This window comes from Bradyrhizobium sp. DOA1, from assembly GCF_001593325.1.
Lineage (GTDB): Bacteria > Pseudomonadota > Alphaproteobacteria > Rhizobiales > Xanthobacteraceae > Bradyrhizobium.
Map to the genome: position 1 here is coordinate 5,637,448 of NZ_JXJM01000001.1, position 20,706 is coordinate 5,658,153.

The window sequence follows — 20,706 nt, forward strand, 5'->3', positions numbered from 1 at the left end:
ACATCGCGAAATAGTCCTGCAGTAGTTCCGGATGATCACGACCTGACCCCGGCGAGAAAGCCATCGACTTCCAGTTTGAGGCGATGGCCGCTTTGGGCCAGCGCATTCGCAGATATCAGCACCTGCGAGGATGACGCGCCGGTGCTTGAGGCGCTCAATGCAACCTGCCGGATGTTGCTGGCGACTTGCGTCGACATTTGTGCCGCATGTTGGATATTATGTGCAATATCTTTGGTTGCCGTACCCTGCGCTTCGGTCGCAGCAGCAATCGTCGATACGATTTGCGAGATCCTGCCGATACTGTTGCCGATCTCTGCGATAGCGCTGACCGACTCCTCCGTGGCCTCCTGGATGCCTGCGATTTGCTCTGCAATTTGAGAGGTCGCTTTCGCCGTCTGTGTTGCCAGCGACTTTACCTCGTGCGCCACGACGGCAAAGCCGCGGCCGGCCCTACCCGCGTGTTCAGCCTCGATCGTCGCGTTAAGAGCCAAAAGGTTTGTTTGCCTCGCAATTGCGGCGATCAGCTCAACCACGCCACCAATCTTTAGGGCCGCTGCTAATAGGTGCTTTATCCTTCGGTTGGTTTCTTCGGCCTGACGCACGGCGCCTCTGGCGATTACTGCAGATTGCTCGACCTGGCGTTCAACCTCCGTAGCAGACGCCATCATTTCCACGGTACGTGCAGCGACAACCTGAACGTTGCCCGAAGCTTCCTCCGAGGCAAAGGCGACTTTGTTAGAGAATTCCTGTGTATTGTGCGCCGTGTCAGTCAAGCTGCGGGCAGAGGCCTCCAGTTCGGTCGAGGCAGATGACAGTGTGTCGATGACGCCGCTGACCGCATCTTCAAAGATCCTGGCAAGCTTCTCCAGCTCCTCCTTACGTCGCATTCCCGCCAAGCGATCCTGTTCCAGATTCGCAGCAAACTCGGCCTGCGCCGTTTCTTTTGACTTAAGCTTGAACGCTTCCATGGCCTGCGCCATCTCGCCTATCTCGTCCGAACGGCCAAGCCCAGGCAGAGTCACCTCGAACTGGCCCGCCGCCAGTTGACGCATCGCTTTGGTCATACGGGCGATCAGCCGGGCCATTGTCTGCCCGACAACGATGGCAACAAAACCGATGACGAGCGTGGCAAGCCCAATTCCCACACCCAGCATCTGGCGGATCCGCGATGCGCGCTCTTCCGCAGCGACAGCGCGGGCGTCGGCTGTCGCCATCGCTTTCAATAAGAGAGGACGATTCCGGCCGTAGATCTGGCCGAGATCGTCAACTTGATCATCCAACGCCCGTTGAGCCACCAGAAAGGCGACGAAGCTCGACCGGTAGGACTCGATAAGGCTCTTGAGTTCCGCCTTGGCGGAGGGCGCCAACTCCGAAGCAGCGAGGGTAGCCTGGAACTCGGCGACCCGCTTGTCGAGCTCATCGCCGTACTTCTCCTCGCGCCGAAGCATGAAATCCTTTTCGTGTCGCCGCATCTTCAGCATCAACACAGTTAGCTGCGGTTGATCGATCAGCGTAAGCCGGGATTCGGCCTGATGCACGGCCTCGCGCAGCTTGCCCTGGAGGCCATCATTTTCTGCGAACCCGAGCACGCGCTGCGCTGAAACGATGTTGTTGAAACGTGTCGCGTAAAGGCCAATTCCGGCGCGCAGGAACGATACGTCTTTTAGCGGATCGCGTTCCGGCAAGGGGGCAACGTACTCCTCGATCTGATCGAGGCCGACCAGCTCCTTGCTGAGGCTTTGGGCCTGCCGCGTGATCAATGCCTCATTGTGCTTGCGCAGAAACTCCAACGCAAGCTGCTGCGACTCGATAAACGCTTCTGAAGTCGCCGCCAGGTGAGCACGAAGGTGAATGCTCCGGTCTGCCTCTCGCTGAACCTGAGCAATATAATCGAGCCCAAGGACACTAATTGCCCCTGTAACGAGCACGCCCCCTATTCCAAGCATGGCAATCTTGGTTCGCAGGCTCGGGCGAAGACGACGAAGAATTGGTAGTATGAGCCGTATTGCAATAATTGAGGCACGCATCAGAATGCTATTCAGTCCATGATCATTTCCGCTGCGTTTCTGATCAGCACGCTCGAAGCGAGAGCTGGGCGAGATGTCGACCATTCGCAGCCTCTAGTTTGGGTTTGTTACACAAGATTGACGAAAGACCGGGGTCGATGGACAGGCCGTGACAAGAGCCACGCGGTTTGCTTTGCGTTCTTTGTCCTTGCGTGGCTCGCTCTGCGCGGTCGACCGGCCTCCTGGCCGATCGTCGACAATCCCAAGACCGGTGACGACATCGGCATATCACGCCCTCTCGCTGCAGACTCGTTACGTAGGCCGCAGACGCGCATAAATTGCGCGAACTTAGGCGCAATCGCGCAGAATTCATGTCGATGAGGTCGGTCCGCTGATCCCGGCGCGCGGATCGAGACGTTGCATCTTGCTGGGTCCGCTTGGACAAGCGACCGATAGCCACGGTGGAGATCAGCGTTCATCCAGCATGACGAAGGACGTTTGATATTTCCGGGCTGCATTTTATTATGGCTGAAAGCATAGCGCGTCGGGTCGGATCGGACGCGTGCCAATTTCAGCGCTGTCTCAGTCCTTTACTGACGCCTTCGGCAGGGTAAGGTTCAGGCGATTGCGATCATCGCAACTGCGCCGAGAAAGTAATAAACGCTCGCTTTCGCCTTCTATGCCAGCAGTGCGTCCTTTCCAGCCAACGCATCCGCGGCATCCCAGATGCCAGCATAGATTCATCAATATCTGCCGCTGTCGCGCAGTAGGGCGGCATCACATAGACCGTATTGCCGAGCGGCCGCAGCAGCAGGTTTCGATTCTTAAAGAAGGCGTGAAGCTTCGGACCGATGTCCGCCAGATAGCCCGAATCGCTGGTCTTCATATCGAGTGCTGCAACCGTGCCAGTTCGACGAACGTTTTCGAAGCGTGCATCGGCCCGGAATGGCTCAATTGCCTGTTCTTGCATCACGGCGATCGCCGCCAAGCGTTGGCGAGTATTGGGATCTTGCCAGAGATCCAGATTGGCTCTTGCGGCCGCGCAGGCCACGGGATTTGCGGTATATGAGCTCGAATGAAAGAACGTGCGCGTCCGATCTTTCGAATAGTGGGCGTCGAAAATATCCGCGCGACAGAGTGTTACCGCCAAGGGAAGCGCTCCTCCCGTAATGCCCTTGGAATAACAGACGATATCTGGTGTGATATTGGCCTGGTCGCACGCGAAGAGTGTTCCCGTGCGACCCCAGCCGGTCATGACCTCATCGGCAATGAAAAGGACGTCAGAAGCCTCGCAGATCCGCTTCATCTCCCTGAGCACCCAGGCTGGATACATCAGCATTCCGCCGGCCCCTAGTATCAGAGGCTCCACAACAAACGCTGCCGGAATTTCGTTTCGACAAGCCGCCTCAAGGGCGTCCAGCGTGTCCTGCTCACGACCTGGCGTGGGAAACGGCACTGAGGTGACGTCGAACAGCAAGGGTCCGTACGCCTCGTTGAAGACGCCGCGGGCACCGACCGACATCCCACCTATGGTGTCGCCATGATAGGAATGTTGCATCACGACGATGCGTACTCGTTGCTTGCCCACACTATGCCAATAGCCAAGCGCCATTTTTAGCGCCACTTCGACGCTTGCTGAGCCGCTGTCCGAGAAAAAGACATGCTCGAGGCCGCGTGGGGCGAGCTTCAGGAGCTGGGCGGCAACTTCCTCCGCAGGATCGTGGGTGTGGCCGGCAAAAATGATCTGATTGAGCTTGCCTGCTTGTTCCTGAATCGCGCGCACAATATGTGGATGGCAATGACCATGCGTCACCACCCACCAGGATGAGATTGCATCGATGATACGGCGACCATCCGAGGTGTAGAGATAGGTACCACTACCACGAACAACCCTTGTCATTTCGGCTTGAAGAGCGTGTTGCGTGAACGGATGCCAGATCGGAGACTTAGTCTTTGGCATGCAACTTGAAGCTATCTGCCCGGAATGAGGTTATGAACGCAGCCTGCAGCGTGTCCGCCGTAAGGGGAGAGAGCCACGGCAACCGCCCCAGCCAACGCACCCGCCCCATCTCGCGAATGACGGTCTGTGTCTCGGAATTTCGCTCGCCGATGAAGGCCATTCCGAGAATGGGGATCTCACGCTTTCGGAGAGCCTCTATCGAGAGCAGTGAGTGATTGATAGTGCCCAGCTCTGTGCTCGCGCAGAGCACAACAGGAATCCGCCAGCGCTCGAACACGTCGATATAAAGTGTATCGCCACTCAGCGGCACCATCAGCCCGCCCGCGCCCTCGATGACCAATGGCTGCCCCCCGGTGTCTGGCACATCGAGCGAACCTGCCTCGAGGCGAATTCCTTCAACCTCAGCGGAATAGTGGGGCGAAGCGGGGGTTCGAAGGCGATAGCGCTCTGGGATGATGCGAGCGGCCGACAAGCCACCTAATCGTACGACTGTCTCGGTATCGGTCTCTCCGTCGAGGCCAGCCTGGATCGGTTTCCAATAATTTGCAGCGAGAAGGTTCGCAAGCCCAGCCGAAAATACCGTTTTTCCGATTCCGGTATCTGTGCCCGTCACCACGATCCTTGGACTCATTGAAGAATGCCTTCCGTTTCCTCGACCAATGCGTCGAGCATTGCGCGTATGTCACCCTCGGAGACATTGAGCGTCAGCGAAACTCGCAAGCGGGCCGTGCCCGCCGGCACGGTTGGCGGGCGAATTCCACGGATATCGAAGCCGCGAGCCTGCAACGCAGAGGCGAGCCGCATCGCACGCGCGTTATCGCCCACGATGTATGGCACGATCTGCGAGTCCGAAGAACTTTTCCGACCGCACTGCTTCATCTGCCGGTGAGTGAACGCGACGAGCTCGATGAGGCGCTGCTGACGCTCGGGTTCCTGCTGCAGGATCAGAATCGCCTCCCGAACGGCGACGGCAAGCAACGGCGAGGGGGCGGTGGCGAAGATAAAGGGACGGCACCGATTGACCATGAAGTCTCGCAGGATGCCGGATGCCGTGACAAGCGCCCCCGCAGCGCCGAGCGCTTTGCCGCAAGTATGAACGACCAGGAGGTTTTCTCGCCCCTCGTAAGGGGCGGTGAGCCCCCGCCCCCTCGGACCGTAAACACCTGTTGCATGGGCCTCATCCACCATCAGGAACGCATCATGCCGATCGGCGAGCGCAACCAGCTCTTTGAGGGGCGCGAAATCGCCGTCCATGCTGTAGAGACTCTCGGCCACGATCCAGATGCGGCCAACTCCGCCCTTCGCCCGCCAGTCACAGATCGTGCTTTCAACCGACTGTGGGTCGTTATGCGCACTCATCCGAAAGTCAGCGCGGCCAGCTCGCGCGCCTTCATGGATGCTCGCGTGCACCAGAGAATCGAGAACGAGCAGATCGCCTTTCTGCGGCACCGTCGTCAGGACCGCAAAATTCGCGACATAACCGCCGCCAAAGAAGAGCGCTGTTTCGGCGCCAAAGAACCTAGCAGCTTCGGCTTCAAGACTTTCGTGTTCCTCGCAGTTGCCACGCAGGAGCCGCGAACCGCCGGCCCCGATCGGTGTGCCGGCCTCGATCGCTCCCAAGAAGCCTTCTTCATGCGCGGCGCGCTCGCGAGCGCCAAATAGTCGTTCGACGTGAAATCAATTCCTGCACGCGGAGTGAGGCTGCGCAACCGGTGGTCTTCCTTCAGGACGTTCAACGCCAAGGTATAAGGGGCACAATTTCTCTCCTGGATTGAATTCATTGTGCACTCTGAGGGCTTTGAAATCGCGCAAAATTCTGACCAGCGCGCAGAAAAACGGCTTCAGTTGGTCGCTTGGCGATCAAACCGGCAATATTCGATTCTCTCGATCAACGAGCACAATGCGGGGTCTGAACGTCTTGGCTTCCGCCTCATCAAGCAAGACGTATGCAAAGATGCTGATTTTGTCTCCGGGTAGCGCCAGTCGCGCAGCCGCCCCATTCAAGTCTACGGTACCCGAGCCGCGCGGCGCTTCGGTGACAAAAGTGGCGAACCGCGCGCCGGTTTCAACGTTGTGAATTTCAACACGCTCGTTCACCAGGACCCCTGCCGCGTCCAGCAGCGCTCGATCGATTGAGATCGAGCCTTCGTAGTGCAGATCGGCTTCGGTCACCGATGCGCAGTGAATTTTGCCTTTCAACAAGGTAATCTGCATTTCTCACCTAATCTTGGAGGTCTGCCCATAGCGCGCTCGTTGCCTGGTTGGTTCAGGCAAGGGCGGATGTGATGCCGAGCTTGGTCAGCAACCTTGCGTCGCGATCGGCTGTCGGATTCTTAGTCGTCAACAGCACGTCCCCGATAAAAATTGAATTTGCACCTGCCAAAAAGCACAGTGCGTGCAATTCGTCGCTGATGGAGCGCCGCCCGGCGGACAACCGGATTACACTCTTCGGCATCATGATCCGGGCGGTTGCGACCAGACGCACCAGCGAAATCGGATCGGGAGCCTCCGCGGCGTCAACGACAGGAACCCCCTTGACCTCGTTCCAAAGATTGATCGGCACGCTTTCCGGAGGTGTTCGGAGGTTGGCGAGCAGGACGAGCATGTCGAGGCGGTCCTCAACACGTTCGCCCATACCGATAATACCGCCGCAGCAGATCTTGATGCCCGCCTCGCGCACGTGCTCAAGCGTGTCAATACGGTCCTGCAGCGTGCGGGTGGTGATGATCCTGCCGTAAAAATCAGGCGAGGTGTCCACGTTGTGATTATAGAAGTCGAGCCCCGCCTCGGAAAGCAGCGTCGCCTGTTTCGGCGTCAGCATGCCGAGCGTGACGCAGGTTTCCAGGCCAAGCTCTTTGACGGCGCTAACCATCTCGCAGACCCGATCGAGATCACGGTCCTTCGGACTTCGCCAGGCCGCAGCCATGCAGAACCGGGTCGCGCCTGCCTCCTTAGCGCGCTGCGCTTTCGCGACCACATCGCTGCAATCCATCAGGCGGGTCGCGTTCACCCCCGTCTCGTAGTGCGCGCTCTGCGAGCAGTAGCCGCAGTCTTCTGGGCAGCCACCCGTCTTGACGCTGAGAAGGCTAGCTGTTTCGACGTGGTTCGGATCGAAGTTGTTGCGATGAACGCTTTGCGCTCGAAACATCAGCTCAGCGAAAGGCTGACCATAGAGCGCCTCGGCCTCGACACGTTGCCATTTCCCGCCGACCTGCGCGAGCTCGCAGCTTTCCTTCTGGTCAACTTCCGCACAAACGTCCATAAGCACCGAGCCCGTAATCATAGATAATCGCGCAAATTATCCATCGTCAGCGACATTGGATCGATGCTAATCGATGTGTTATCGGGGCGCACGCATTTTTCCAGTAGATAATCTATGATGGGCGAGAATAGAACGACTTCAGGACGCATCGCCGAGTCGATTGGTGAGCGCATTATCAACGGCGCGCTGCAGCCAGACTCTCCACTTCGGCAGGATCATGTCGCACGGGAATTCAACTCGAGCCACGTCCCGGTGCGCGAGGCTTTCCGACAATTGGAGGCTCAACATCTTGTTGTGAGTGCGCCTCGCCGCGGCGTGCGGGTTGCTCCGCTCGATACGAATTCGGTCAAGGAGATCGCGGAGATGCGTGCTGCGCTGGAGGTGGTCGCGCTACGCAATGCAGCTCCAAAGCTCTCATCGGTCCACCTGGCACGCATTGAACTCGCCCTCCTTGAAGGAGACAACGCCAAAACCATTGAGGATTTTGAGATGGCCAACCGGGCCTTTCATTATGCTCTGGTTGCACCCTGTGCGGTGCCGCGACTGCTCGCCAGCCTTGATGAACTACAACTTGCGAACTCTAGGCTAGTGTTCGCGATGGCGCGGACGGCCGGCTGGCGCCCACGGTCCAACCAAGATCACCGCCTCATCTTGCAGGCCTTGCGAGGGCGCAACCTTGATCAAGCCTGTAACCTGCTCGCGCGTCACATTCAAACCATTGAGCGCTTGGCCCTTCCTCTTGATCAAGAAACACCCATGCCAAGGTAAGTTGCGGAGTGCAACAGCGCACAATTTATCATCAAGCAACGATGCGGCAGAGTTGCATTGCGCGGCGCACGATCCCAAGCTAGTTATGCGCCCCATCTCAAATAGCACTCCCAGAGCCAACCATGATCCGTCACATCGTTCTGTTCACCGCCAAGGATGAGGCGCACATTGACAGGATCATCGAAGGATTATCGGTTCTCAAAAATATCCCGCATGCAAGCCGGCTGGAGGTTGCTCGTAACCGCAAGAGCGACCAGCTCGGCAACGAGATTGACGTCATCGTTTATGGTGAGTTCGAGAGCGAGGCGGAACTCGCAGCCTACAAGGCGCATGATCTTTACCAGGAATCGATCAGGCGAGTACGGCCGCTGCGCGAACTGCGGTTCGCGGTAGACTACTGTGTATCGACCGATGTCCGGCTCCTCACTCGGCGCGCGGTCTCTGCTGGCTGAGGCTAAGCTGACCGCCGGTCTCACGAGCTTGTCTCCGATCGACCCTCGCTCTCGCCTGTCGGGCCACAATCGGAAGCGCGCGAATACCACTCGCTGGTGACTGATAGCTAATGCATGTCCAGGAACTGCAATGGATTGCCCCTGTCACGGCCATGCGGCGCCTCGCCCGCCGCCTCCATCTTACATTTCTTGACAGCGCAGCAAGCCACGGGATCCTAGGGCGTTACTCTTATCTGACCTGCGATCCGTTCGGCACCTATATGGTTGCGGACGGACGGGCAAGTTGGAACGGAGAGGGTGTTGAGCGTGATCCATGGGACGTCCTTCGCACCCTACTTGCTAACTATCCGCAAGAGCGTCGCCCTGATCTGCCGCCATTTCAAGGCGGGGCGGCCGGATACTTTAGCTACGACCTGAACAGGACGTTGGAGCGATTGCCAGTTCCGGCAGCGTCCGAACACCGCTCGTTTCAATCCATTCTGCATTTTTATGACGTGGTCATCAGCTACGATCACCACGAGAACAGATGCTGGATCTTCTCTACGGGGTGGCCGGAGCAGGATCCCGCGCGCCGAGCCGCCCGTGCACGCCATCGAGCCAATGAGTTCGCAGCTCTTCTTGCCACCTCAGATCCGGCGCGGAATGACACCTATGGCGCGGTCGGACCATGGCACTCGAACTTTAGCCGCGAAGGCTACATTGCGGCGGTACAACGCGTGATCGACCTGATTCAGGCCGGAGACGTTTTTCAAGTCAACGTTGCGCAGCGCTTTAGCGCGCGCCTACCGACCTCATTTGATCCTGTTGCCTTCTACTGCCAATTGCGGTCATTGAACCCGGCACCGTTTGCAGCGCTCTTGCGCTACGGCACTCTCGCCATTGCATCAAGCTCGCCGGAGCGTTTCCTGAAGCTCGACGGACGAGGGGTCGAAACGCGCCCCATCAAAGGCACGTGCGCGCGCTCTACTGATCCCAAGGAAGATAAGCGTCGGGCTCAACTCCTGGTCGCTTCAGACAAAGATCGTGCCGAGAACATCATGATCGTCGATCTTCTGCGGAGTGATCTGTCACGTGTATGCACTTCGCATTCGGTTGACGTTACGGCGCTGTGCACTCTCGAATCCTTCGCCTCGGTGCACCACCTCGTGTCGGTCGTTACGGGTGAACTGAAAGAAAGCCAAGATGCAGTTGCCCTCCTTCGCGCTTGCTTTCCGGGCGGCTCCATTACTGGAGCACCGAAGGTGAGATCGATGGAAATTATTACTGGAATCGAGCGGGTGGCACGTAAGGTCTATTGCGGGGCGATCGGCTTCATCGCATTCAACGGCTACATGGATAGCAATCCGCACTGTCACGATCGATGGCGGCTTGGCTGTGTTTCACGCAGGCGGCGGGGTCACGGCGATGTCGGATCCAGCGGCCGAATACGAGGAGACAATCGTAAAGGCACAGCGCATGTTTGACGCATTTGCGACAAATTATTCGGGTGTTTCTTGATCGTCATCATCGACAACTACGATTCCTTCGTCTTCAACATTGCGCGCTACTTCCGCAGGCTCCGTGAAGCAACGGAAGTGGTTCGCAATGACGTGGTCGGCGTCGATGATGTTGCTCGTCTCAAGCCGCGCGCCGTGGTCATATCCCCCGGCCCCTGCTCCCCATCAGAGGCGGGAATATCTACCTCGATCGTTCGCGAACTTTCAGGCCGTGTCCCGATTTTCGGCATTTGCCTTGGGCACCAGTGCATCGGAAGTGTGTTCGGCGCACAGGTGGCACGCGCACGTCGCCCCATGCACGGCCGCTCCTCATATGTCACGCATGGCGGCGCAGGACTATTCGAAGGACTGCCTTCTCCTCTCTGCGTGGGGCGCTACCATTCCCTAATTATTGAGATCGATCAGTCACACACCTCACACCTCATGGTAACGGCACGCTCGGACGAGGGCGAGATCATGGCCATTGCGCATCGCGATCAACCGACCTTTGGCGTCCAGTTTCATCCCGAATCGATCCTGACCCCACAAGGGGATGCTCTGCTGAAGAACTTTTTGCGACTAGCAAAGAGCTTTCGAGCCTGACGGTAGGCTTTTCTATCGCACGCCTCGCCTCACTCAGATGGCGGCAGCCGCAACACCTCAAGTCGTACCGCATTCTCAGCAAGCTGTGTCCGCGAGCCACCCATAGATAACGCTTTCAGCAGATGCGACAGTCGTTTACATCGCTTGCGCGCGGCTGGTGACTATACATGTCCTGGCATGGCTTTATGCCGATCTATGTCTTTTCGCCGTCGATCAGATTCGTCCGTGTGTGAGACGCAGTCGGCGAGGAGAGGCGGCACCTAACTCAAAACATTCGATACGGAGGACGACAAAACATCTTGCATCTCACGCAGCGTCAGATTGTAGGCTTTCATACGCTGCAACTGACAATCTTCCTCAAGCGGGACCTTACAAAAGCGTGAGAGAGAACTTCGTGGATACGTTGGATGTCATCGGCGTCGGAATCGGTCCGTTCAATCTCAGCCTAGCAGCGCTGATTGAACCGACACCTCTACGCGCACTATTCCTGGAGAAACGCGAAGCATTCTGCTGGCATCCGGGGATGGCGCTTCCAAACAGCCGCCTACAAGTATCGCCGTTCAAGGATTGCGTGACCTTGGTAAGCCCTACCAGTCCCTATTCTTTCCTCAATTACCTCGCACACCACGGGCGGCTCTACAGTTTCATCAACAAACGCAACGGCTCGACTTCTCGGCGGGAGTTCACTGACTATTATCGGTGGGTCGCACGTCAACTCGGCACGGTCCGCTTCAACGAAGAAGTCTTAGACGTTGCCCCCTTCGGGGACGCCTATCACGTCAGTACGAGCACAACTTCACACCTGGCACGCGCCGTGGTGGTAGCAATTGGCATCGAGCCAAAGATCCCCCCGTGCGCTAAAGCCTACGTTGGCGACAGCGTTTACCATGCGGCCGACTATCTTGGCTGTGGCTCACCTCGACCGGACGAGCATGTGCTCATTGTGGGAGGTGGTCAGAGCGGCGCGGAGATTGCCGAGCACATGCTCAATCGCGCCGATTCTCCTCGGATAACCTGGGTCACCTCGCGCTCAAACCTGTTTGCGATGGACGATACCAGTTTCGTCAACGAGGCCTATATGCCCCGTTACAGCCGGCGCTTTCACGCCCTGCCGCTTCAGCACCGCCGTGCCATCATCGACAATGAAAAGCTGACAAGCGATGGCATTTCAGCCGAATTGTGCAATCGGCTCTATGACGTTCTGTATGAACGCGCGGTGGAAGGTGCATTGTCTGAGAGTTTCCATTTACTCCCCAGTGTCGCCGTCAAGCACATCACGCCGCTCAACAAGCGCTGGCAAGTAGATCTGACCGGTCTCACGAAGCAGCAGCATGACAGGATCGTCGTTGATCGCATAGTCCTCGCTACGGGCTTTCAGCCGCGCACTCCCCTCTTTTTGCGGTCGCTCCTCAGCAACGCGCTCATGGAGGACAACCTGCCCGTGCTCGGCCCTGACTACTCCGTCAGCTTCACGCAGAACATGCCAGGACCGGTCTATTTGCAGAATCAAAGCCGTCTCCAGCACGGATTACAGAGCGCAAACCTGTCGCTGGTGGCTTACCGCAATAGCCTCATTATCAACAGCCTCCTCGGACAGCCATTCTATGTCGATCAATCGGGGCAACTCCTCGGCGGCTACGAGAGTCCGGCCGAGCAGAACGCCGTGTTCGATGCAATGACAATGGCAGAAAAGATGGGCGTGATCACATGAACACGGCACGGTCCTCTATCTTGCGTATCGCCCCCCCTGCAGCTGCAGACCGCCTCGCTTGCAGACTACCTTACCGCGCTTCCGGACCATTTCTGCTCGCATCGAGCGTCATTGCTGCAGCCTATGGCACGAGCTTCATATTGCCGGAGTATATGGAAATTCTCGGCATGGAGCATGACGTCGCGGGCTCCATAATTTCAAGTGGCATGGTTACAACACTCGTGTGTTGCTGCCTGGCAGGTCGCCTGGCTCAGCGTGTTGGAATTATGCCGACGATAGCTGCCGCCTCGATCGTGATGGCGCTGGCCATGGCAGCCTTTGCCGCTGCAGTCGTCGACAAACGAATCGCCTATGCCGGCGGCATGCTCGTTGGCGTGGGGTGGTCCGTATTGTTCATCCTATCGCCGCTGCAGATCATCCGCCATCTACACCCGACGGCGCGTATCCAACATCTGACGATCTTGTCTGGCGCGCAGATGGCCGGCCTTGGCCTAGCAACTCCGCTCGGCTACCTTTTGGCAGCATATACAGGCTCAATGGCGATCATGTACGTACTGTTCGCGATCGCCTGCGTCATCGCAGCCATCTGCCTAGGCGTGGCGCGACGTGCCATGTTGAGCATGCCCTCAGTATCTATGCCGCACATCGAGGTCACCTTGGCCACGACTGTCGCTCTGCTTCGACACGCGACGGCCGCACCGATTGTCATGATCGTGGTCGCGGCCTGTATCTTCTCGGGGCTGTCAACCTATCAGAGCGCCTATGCGGCATCACGTCAGCTCAATCCCGACCTCTTCTTCCTGGTATTCACCCTTACCAGCGTGGCGCTCCGGTTTTCTGTCGCCCATCTGCTGGACCGAGTGCCTGTACACAGGCTTGCGCTCACGCTCTTTATCGCAACCGGCGCCTCTTTGGCGTTGTTAATTGTCAATACTGAGGACAGTTTGATCTACATCCTGGCCGCCACAATCTTCGCCACAGGCTACGGGCTCAGCTATTCCACCCTTAACGGAATGGCCGTCAATCTCGCTGGCGAGCGTGGGCTCTCCGTACCAGTTACCTCACAGATCTTCACCTTAGCCTATTTTCTCGGGTTGTTTGGCTTTCCGTTCCTTGGAGGGCAGTTGATCCGCGAATTTGGCCCCGATGCGATGTTGCTCACGCTATTGGGTGGGACTGCCTTCAACGGAGTGCTGGCGACCACACTCCGCCCAAAGGCAAGAATTGGCTCTCTGTAGCCTTAAAAAAGGAGCTCGCAAAATGCTGACCGACGCACAAAAGGCGAAATGGCATCAGGATGGATATCTTCGGCTTGAAAGCTTTTTCGATCCACCTACGCGCGACAGGATTTCTGATTTCGTAGACGACGTCTCGCGCTGGGACGTAAGCGTCGACAAATGGATGATGTGGTTCGAGAAGACCGGTGATGATCGCAAGATCATCTCAAAGGTCGAAAATTTCTTGGAATACCATGACGCTCTACGCCAGACGCTCCTTGCCGACGGTCGCATCGTCAGCGCGATCGAGAAGTTACTCGATGAAGACACGCGGATGCTCAAAGAGCTGCTGATCTTTAAGTATCCTGATAGCGGCGGGTACCGCCCACATCAGGACATATATCATATCCCCCACAAGCTCCCGGAGCGAATGGTGCATGCCATAGCAGCCATCGCTATCGATGATTCGGATTCCGACAATGGAGGTCTGTTCTTCACTCCGGGGCGTCATAAAGAGGGTGTTTTTCCCATGGATGCGGGCGGCGTCATCAACCCGGAAGTGGCCGAGAGCTTTGAATGGGAACCGGTACCGTGGAAGGCCGGCGACGTGTTTATTTTCGACGACTACGCGCCGCACTACTCACTACCGAACAAGAGCGATCGCTCTCGTCGCACGCTCTATTTGGTGTTCCAGCGCGCATCCACGGGGGGGCCTGATCGTGCCGAATACAACCGTATGAAGCGTGCCTATAACCCACCTGAGGGCAAGGTATCTGAGCTTGAAGATCTGAAAGCGCCTAACGGCATATTCTATCGCGAGTGATCGCAACTCATAAGGAAAGACCACGTGTATACGAAGCAGATCGATCGCTCCCTGATGCGAACCGAATATGGCGTGCTGGTTTGTCGCTTGCTGGAGCATTTGCCGGATGATCTCAGCCCCGAATTTGGTACCTCGGTTGTTGAGGTCGTCCCCGGTGGCGCGGTCGATCTGCACGCGCACCATGAGCACGAATTGTGGGTGCTGATCTCAGGTGAGGGAGAATTCGAAGCTGGCGGTCAGACTCGCTCGGTGAAGGACATGACTTTATTCTACATGCCACCACATCAGACGCACGCTATCCGCAATCTCAGCCAGGAGAACACCCTGAAATTCCTGGCTATCTGGTGGGATTGACATGCGCACCTATTTCGTGTGTCCAGCTCCCCCCTGCCCTAACGGCAAATTGCATCTCGGTCACATCGGCGGCGTGTACTTGCTCGCCGACATCTTCGTGCGCTTTCAACGGATGGCCGGCCATCGCGCGCATTACATCACGGGCGCCGATGAGCACGGCACGTATACGCTCGTAAAGGCGCGAAAGCTCGGGCAACCCGTTAGCGAGGTCGCGCAAGAGCACATTGATGAGATCCTACAGTGCCTGCGTGCGGTGCACATCACACCTGATGTGTTCGTTCGCACGTCCAGCGAGATCCACAAGGACAATGCTCTGGCGATTTTCCGCGCGCTACAGGAGGCCGGTTACGTCCAAATCCGCGAGGGTGTCCAACTCTATTGCGAGCACTGCGACGAATTTGTCGCGGACTCGCTGGCAGCCGGGAATTGTCCGGCATGCAATTCGGCCACCGACAGTAATCTGTGTGAGAACTGTGGCCTGGCAATTCGGCACGACACGTTATGCAAGGCCCGGCATACGACGTGCGGCCACAATCTTGTACTAAGGCGCATCGAGCAGGCTGTGTTCGATACGCCCCGCCTTGCCCGGGCGCTCGACACAGCCATCGGACAAAGCGCCTGGCCCGAGCCCATACGAGATAAAGCGCAAGCTTGGCTCGCCAGCGATGCGCAAGGTTTACCGATGTCCCGCCACTTCAGTCATGGTGTCGAGCTACTGCACCCTGAGGATTTGTTCGGCCAAACCCTGCTCACATGGTTTGAAGGCTTGTGGTGCTTCGAGACCGGGATCCGCGAGCAATGTGCCAATGACTTTCTGAGCGCAGAATCAACCATGCACGCCCCTAGCACCCGGCTTGTGTTTTTCATGGGCCAGGACAACCGCTTTTACTACACGGTCGGTGTGTCCGGCGCCCTGCTCGCGCGTGGCTATCCCATTCCCACAACCCCCCGATCCAGGACTTCTACAAGATCGAAGGCGAGAAGTTTTCGACCAGTCGCGACCATGCACTTTGGGCCGACGAGGTAGCGCGCGAAGTGGACCCCAATGTACTTCGTTACGCGCTCGCTCGAATTGCGCGGCCATTCGGCCGAGACGAAAACGAGTTCGATGTCGACGGATTGGTCACGGCGGCATCACGCCTTCGGGTTTGGGAAGATGCATTGCGCCAATGTGCCAACAACGCCCGCACATTGGACAGCAGACGCCTTAGATCTCGTTTACGCATTCTCACACAGCGCTACGCGGATGCAATCGAGGAACTCCGATTTTGGGATGCGCTTGATATCGTCGATAGGTACTTCGAGGTCGCCGATTTTGCGCGTGACGACAGCGGCCTGTGGAACGCCATGGAGATTTCGTTGTTCCTGAGCCTACTGTATCCTGTGGTACCCGAGCTTTCGATCCGATATGGCCGGCATTTCTTCGGTGCAGCATGGCCGCCGTCTTTCGACAAACTGGCAGCAAAAGCTGGCCTGCCACCAAAGATAGACTTTCCATGCCTCAGCGCCGCGGTGCCCACGCATTTTATCGCAACGTACAATGAGCGTTTTCGTAAGCACCAAGCCAAGCAAAATCAATGAACGAGAAAGCCATGAACCTGCCTGTCTCGACGCGCGGCTCCCTCGCTCAGGGCTTCGCACCGTTCAACTACTCAGGTGCGAAGCACGTCATCAATTTTGGATATGGGCTTCCCGACCCGGTGATGTTCTCGGAGCTGGCCTGGCCGGACGCATTAAGCCAAAATTTCGGTGTCGAGACTGCCGATCTGCTTCAGTACACGGACGCGGTCGGTTTGCCCAAGCTCCGGAGCGGGCTCGCACAGCGGTATAATGTGCAGCATGAGGAGGTTATCCTTACCGGCGGTGCTTCACAGGCTTTGCAGTTGCTTGGCGATGCCTGGCTTGACCCGGGCGATGTTGTCCTGACCGAGGACCCCTCCTACCTGGGTGCACTGCGCATCTTTTCGATTGCGGGGGCAACTATCGTCCAGCTCGGGATAAGCGCTGACGGGGTCGATCTAAACGAGCTTGAATCGACCTTGCGCCGCTATGCGCGCGTGAAAATATTCTACACGACACCAGCATTTCATAATCCTACTGGGCGCCAGATATCGCGCGCCCATATGGCCCGGGTTGCAGCGATGCTAGCCCAGCATGGGGCGGCGTTGGTACAGGACCTCGTCTATTCGGAGTTGCCGTATAACGGCGTAGCTGATTGGCTTCCATCGGGCGGCAACGTCATCAATGTCCACAGCATCTCCAAGGTCGCCGGACCGGGATTGCGGCTGGGCTGGGTGCTTGCAGATTCGGATATCATCAACAGATTGGCGCGCCTCAAATGCGACGGCGGCGTCAGCCCTATCGTCAGTAATATCGTCTTAGCATTGTTGCAGACGGGCGAACTCGGTGCCCACATTGCGCGACTACGCCAGCATTATCGTGCCAGGCGGGACAGCATGCACACGCTTCTGCAGGGTAGCCGCTTTTGCGAACCAGAATATTTCCTTCCAAGCGGTGGTTTCTCGTTTTGGGTACGCCTCGCCCCTAGAATTCAGGCTGAGACTTTCATCGAGGCTGCGCGCTGCGAGCACGACGTGCACCTGGTGCCCGGCGGTCATTATGGCCCACGGAGTGGCCACCATGTACGCCTGTGCTTTAGCTATCATCCGATGAATCTAATTGAGGAGGGACTAAGGAGATTGGATAAGCTGCATGCGAAGCTGTACGGGAGATCGGTACGAACGCTCGCTGAAAACGGCCGACTCGAACTGTGACATGCTCCACTTTTCTGCCTAGCACTGACGCGCCGGTTCAATACCTATGCAAGTTAGACGACTTGCACCTATCGGTATGCGTTGCAAGAAGCCCCTAAAATTGTCTCCCGAACGGTAGGGATGACGTCCGACGTCTGGCAACGATTGTCTTCCGTGATGAGCGCGGTTGCGGCGGCGACCAGCCGAGCAAAGCGTTAAGGACTGGACGGCAGGAGCAACTCCAGCTCGGCGAAGACTAGACCAGGATTTTGGATGACCGCTGAGTGCATAGGCCGAACCAGAAGGCGCTGAGCGTCTTCCTGCCGATGCGCTCGATCTCGAGGGCTTCCGCGCGGTGCATTTACCCACACGGCGCGCTGACTAGCGGCGGTGTCCGAGCGGGATTCCTAACTTTAGTGCCTTCTGCCGCAGCGATCCCACCGTTCGCTTTGTAAGTTTTGCGATCTTCGTAACGGGTGTCTTCGCCCTAGAGTGTGCGCGCAGTTCCTTTACATCCGTCTTCGTGTATTCGCGACGTACAATCTTCTTGTTCAGCGTCTTGGGCATAACAACTCCGTTGGCATTCTGTGCACACATCTAGCAGGGATGAAGTGGAGCTGCCAAGCATGCCAGGGTTGCATGCGCGAAACCTCCTGAACCCATCGGATGCCCTCACTCGAAGCTTAGGGGGCGGTACACACTGATAGTGCACGAACGCACCGCCCAACAAGCGTTCCCAAAGTACTGAACTCGAGACGCCTGCGCTCACTTCGGACCCAGCGCTGGTCTGCGTCGCCTAAAAATCCGGCCAGCAATTTCGGGCTCGTGTTTGCAAGATCGTAGGGGCGACGCTCACTTACGCCTTCCCGTCCAGCCAGCCAATCTTGCTTTTCAGGAACTGGAAGCCCAGCACCTGAAAGCCGGCATGATCCTTATTGTCCCTGCCATAGCCGTGACCGCCCGCGGCCGGCTCGTAGAGATAAGCCTCATAGCCCATCCCCTGAAGCTTGGCGACCATCTTGCGGGCGTGTCCGGGATGGACCCGATCGTCCCGCCGCGTCGTGGCGATCAGGATCGGCGGGTAGTCTTGCCCGGGCTTGGCAATATGGTAGGCAGAATAGGTCTTGAGCCATTCCCATTCTTCGGGCTTATCAGGGTCGCCAAATTCCGCGATCCAACTCGCGCCCGCAAGCAGTTTCGTATAGCGGCGCATGTCAATCAGCGGGATGGTACAGAACAGAGCGCCGAAATGCTCAGGATAGCGCGTCAGCATATTGCTGATGAGAATGCCGCCGTTCGATCCGCCCTCGGCCGCGATCCGCTTTGCCTGTGTGACGCCGCGGCGGACAAGGTCGGCGGCAACGCTTGCGAAGTCATCATGGGAGAGCCGCTTGCCGGCGAGCCGTCCAGCATCGTGCCATCGTGTGCCGAACTCACCGCCGCCGCGCAGATGTGCCTGCACCGTTGTGCCACCACGCTCGAGCCACAGCTTGCCGAGCGCCGAATTGTAGGACGGCTTGACTGAAATGCCGAACCCGCCATAACCGCTCATATGGACGGGCGCCTCGCCAGTCTCCTGTTTCGGTCCTGTCTGGACGTAGGGAATGCGCTCGCCGTCGACCGAGATCGCCTCATGCTGGGTGACCACCAGACCATCAGCGACAAAGGTCTTGGGCGCCTCCTTCAGCACGGCTGGACTTGCGACGCCTTGCTCCAGGAGCATCAGTAACGGGGGCGTGAGGGGATCCTCGATCTTTGCGAGCAGGTCACCATTACTCTCGGATGGATCGCGATCAAGCGGCCAGGCATTGACGAGGCCCATAGCGGGAAGCATGCTCAGCTGCTCGCGGCCCCAAGTCGTAGGGAAAGGCGTGCAGATCTCGAACACCGGCCGCAGCCCGTCGAGGAGGGAGAGGACAAGCTTACCATCGACCCAGAAAAATCCCTGCAGTGCTCGCCGCGGCGAGTTTGCCAGAAATAGGACCGAGAAGTTGCGCTTTCCAGCGAGAAAGGCGGTCAGCGATGTGCCGAGCAGGGTATCTGTCGGGTAGATTACTCCCTCGATTGTCGCGGCCGAGCGGAGCTTCACTGCAAGCCAATCCTGATGCGCCTCCAGCCGGATATCGGTAGGAAGGTCGAGCTTGATGTGCGCCCCTTGTTCGGTTCCAAGCCATGTGTGGGAATTGAAGAAATTCAGCTGTTTGGTGAACCAGACCCGCTTCTCTCGGCCGGTACGATCGATTCTGCAGCTGACGCCGATGTGATCGGCGATCGTCTCAAACACCACGCTCGCTCGTTCGATGGGGTCACCGCGGCGCCACAATCGGACGGTCCGCGCATAGCCCGACAATGTCGCCATGCCCTCGCCATAGGCGCTGGACAATAGCAGCGCATCCTGATCGACCCAAGCGGCACTACCCTTCGCTTCGTCGAGCATAAAACCATCAGGCACAAAACTCTTCCTAGTCAGTTCGAACTCCCGCAGTGTCACAGCATCGCTACCGCCCAGTGACAGAGCGAGTATCACCCGCGAGCTACCAGGCAGCATGGCGGTCCAGCTTACAAGCCAGTCCTTCCGTTCAATGGCCGCGAGCCGATCCACATCAAGTAAAACATCCCATGACGGCTTCGACTTTCGAAACTCGGCTAAAGTCGTCCGCCGCCAGAGGCCCCGCGGATTGTCTGCATCTTTCCAAAGGTTGTAGAGATGGTCGCCGTGCCGGCTGACATAGGGTATATTGTCCGCCCGGTCGTAGATCGAAGCCAGTTCGTCGCGATCCTGCATGAATGTGGCTCCGCCAAAGACCTCCAGAGTTTTGCCATTTTGCTGCTCGACAAATTCGAGCGCCTGCGCCCCCTCAATCTCTTCCAGCCAGAGATACGGATCATCGTCGGGAACGGATACCGTGGGCTTTCCATGACTTATCTGCTCTAGAGGCGAGTTCGCTTCAGACACAATTCACTCCTACCTCAACCGCGTTTCGATACGTCGCCAATGCATGCTTCGTTTGCCTTCAGGCTACAACCTGACGCGCCAGTCACGTCAAGCTCATTCCTTAACTGATAGCAGTAGAACGTCCGCGTCTCAGGCTTTGCCGTTCTGAGGAGCAGGATCTGTCTGCGCATCAGAAGAAGATTCTCGCTCTCATCGTTATTCCGATCGCCGTTTTATGTGAACGGATCGCTGACGGGCAGGTTCGGGATCCGCGGCGTGCTTCGCAGCCGCTGCTCTCGCACATGGCGAACAGTCTTTTTGTCTCCAGTGGCCACTAAACACGGAACTGCCGCGACCGGAGCGCCCAAGACGCTGCTCGAGGAGTGT

Annotated in this window: 15 protein-coding genes and 3 pseudogenes; 11 read left to right on the forward strand and 7 right to left on the reverse strand. The window is 57.7% G+C overall.

What is annotated here, in order from left to right; all coding sequences use genetic code 11:
* Positions 1–35: 35 nt before the first annotated feature.
* The 6 genes and pseudogenes from SE91_RS26150 to bioB form a co-directional block, all read right to left on the reverse strand.
* On the reverse strand, positions 36–2,111 hold the full coding sequence (locus tag SE91_RS26150; RefSeq protein ID WP_082813814.1) for a methyl-accepting chemotaxis protein: 2,076 nt from the start codon (positions 2,109–2,111) through the stop codon (positions 36–38).
* Between the two features lie 572 nt (positions 2,112–2,683).
* A pseudogene (locus SE91_RS26155) lies at positions 2,684–3,966 on the reverse strand (adenosylmethionine--8-amino-7-oxononanoate transaminase).
* Positions 3,953–4,597: a dethiobiotin synthase gene (gene bioD, locus SE91_RS26160; protein ID WP_061849681.1), complete on the reverse strand. Its 645-nt coding sequence runs from the start codon at positions 4,595–4,597 to the stop codon at positions 3,953–3,955. Before bioD ends, SE91_RS26155 begins: the two are co-directional and overlap by 14 nt.
* Positions 4,594–5,747: pseudogene (locus SE91_RS26165) on the reverse strand (8-amino-7-oxononanoate synthase). Before SE91_RS26165 ends, bioD begins: the two are co-directional and overlap by 4 nt.
* 79 nt (positions 5,748–5,826) lie before the next feature.
* Positions 5,827–6,180 (reverse strand): aspartate 1-decarboxylase, encoded by a 354-nt coding sequence (gene panD / locus SE91_RS26170; protein ID WP_061849682.1) that lies wholly within the window; start codon positions 6,178–6,180, stop codon positions 5,827–5,829.
* 52 nt (positions 6,181–6,232) lie between these two features.
* Positions 6,233–7,228, reverse strand: coding sequence for a biotin synthase BioB (gene bioB / locus SE91_RS26175; protein ID WP_061851325.1), 996 nt, complete (start codon positions 7,226–7,228; stop codon positions 6,233–6,235).
* A 114-nt stretch (positions 7,229–7,342) separates the two neighbouring features.
* Between bioB and SE91_RS26180 the strand changes: the two genes are divergently transcribed.
* The 11 genes and pseudogenes from SE91_RS26180 to SE91_RS26225 all read left to right on the forward strand — a co-directional run bounded on the left by SE91_RS26180 (position 7,343) and on the right by SE91_RS26225 (position 17,405).
* Positions 7,343–7,996 (forward strand): GntR family transcriptional regulator, encoded by a 654-nt coding sequence (locus SE91_RS26180; RefSeq protein ID WP_061849683.1) that lies wholly within the window; start codon positions 7,343–7,345, stop codon positions 7,994–7,996.
* A gap of 122 nt (positions 7,997–8,118) precedes the next feature.
* Entirely contained in the window at positions 8,119–8,448 is a 330-nt protein-coding gene (locus tag SE91_RS26185; protein ID WP_061849684.1) for a Dabb family protein, read from the forward strand.
* A 110-nt stretch (positions 8,449–8,558) separates the two neighbouring features.
* A pseudogene (gene pabB, locus SE91_RS26190) lies at positions 8,559–9,945 on the forward strand (aminodeoxychorismate synthase component I).
* Complete coding sequence (locus SE91_RS26195; RefSeq protein ID WP_061849685.1) at positions 9,942–10,526, forward strand: anthranilate synthase component II; 585 nt, start codon at positions 9,942–9,944, stop codon at positions 10,524–10,526. Before pabB ends, SE91_RS26195 begins: the two are co-directional and overlap by 4 nt.
* 394 nt (positions 10,527–10,920) lie before the next feature.
* Complete coding sequence (locus SE91_RS26200; RefSeq protein ID WP_082813929.1) at positions 10,921–12,237, forward strand: lysine N(6)-hydroxylase/L-ornithine N(5)-oxygenase family protein; 1,317 nt, start codon at positions 10,921–10,923, stop codon at positions 12,235–12,237.
* On the forward strand, positions 12,234–13,475 hold the full coding sequence (locus SE91_RS26205; protein WP_061849686.1) for an MFS transporter: 1,242 nt from the start codon (positions 12,234–12,236) through the stop codon (positions 13,473–13,475). The genes SE91_RS26200 and SE91_RS26205 overlap by 4 nt, the downstream gene beginning before the upstream one ends.
* 22 nt (positions 13,476–13,497) lie before the next feature.
* A complete protein-coding gene (locus SE91_RS26210) occupies positions 13,498–14,277 on the forward strand; it encodes a phytanoyl-CoA dioxygenase family protein (protein ID WP_061849687.1) in 780 nt (259 codons plus the stop codon).
* A 24-nt stretch (positions 14,278–14,301) separates the two neighbouring features.
* Positions 14,302–14,631, forward strand: a complete 330-nt coding sequence (locus tag SE91_RS26215) for a cupin domain-containing protein (protein WP_061849688.1) — start codon at positions 14,302–14,304, stop codon at positions 14,629–14,631.
* A gap of 1 nt (position 14,632) precedes the next feature.
* Positions 14,633–15,658, forward strand: a complete 1,026-nt coding sequence (locus SE91_RS38095; RefSeq protein ID WP_283806278.1) for a class I tRNA ligase family protein — start codon at positions 14,633–14,635, stop codon at positions 15,656–15,658.
* Positions 15,601–16,212 carry a class I tRNA ligase family protein gene (locus SE91_RS38100; RefSeq protein WP_283806321.1) on the forward strand — a complete coding sequence of 204 codons (612 nt, stop codon included), beginning with the start codon at positions 15,601–15,603 and terminating at the stop codon, positions 16,210–16,212. The genes SE91_RS38095 and SE91_RS38100 overlap by 58 nt, the downstream gene beginning before the upstream one ends.
* Positions 16,209–17,405, forward strand: coding sequence for an aminotransferase-like domain-containing protein (locus SE91_RS26225; RefSeq protein WP_245318533.1), 1,197 nt, complete (start codon positions 16,209–16,211; stop codon positions 17,403–17,405). The genes SE91_RS38100 and SE91_RS26225 overlap by 4 nt, the downstream gene beginning before the upstream one ends.
* Positions 17,406–18,240: 835 nt before the next feature.
* Here SE91_RS26225 and SE91_RS26230 read toward each other — a convergent pair.
* Positions 18,241–20,340 (reverse strand): prolyl oligopeptidase family serine peptidase, encoded by a 2,100-nt coding sequence (locus SE91_RS26230; protein WP_245318534.1) that lies wholly within the window; start codon positions 20,338–20,340, stop codon positions 18,241–18,243.
* Between the last annotated feature and the right edge of the window lie 366 nt (positions 20,341–20,706).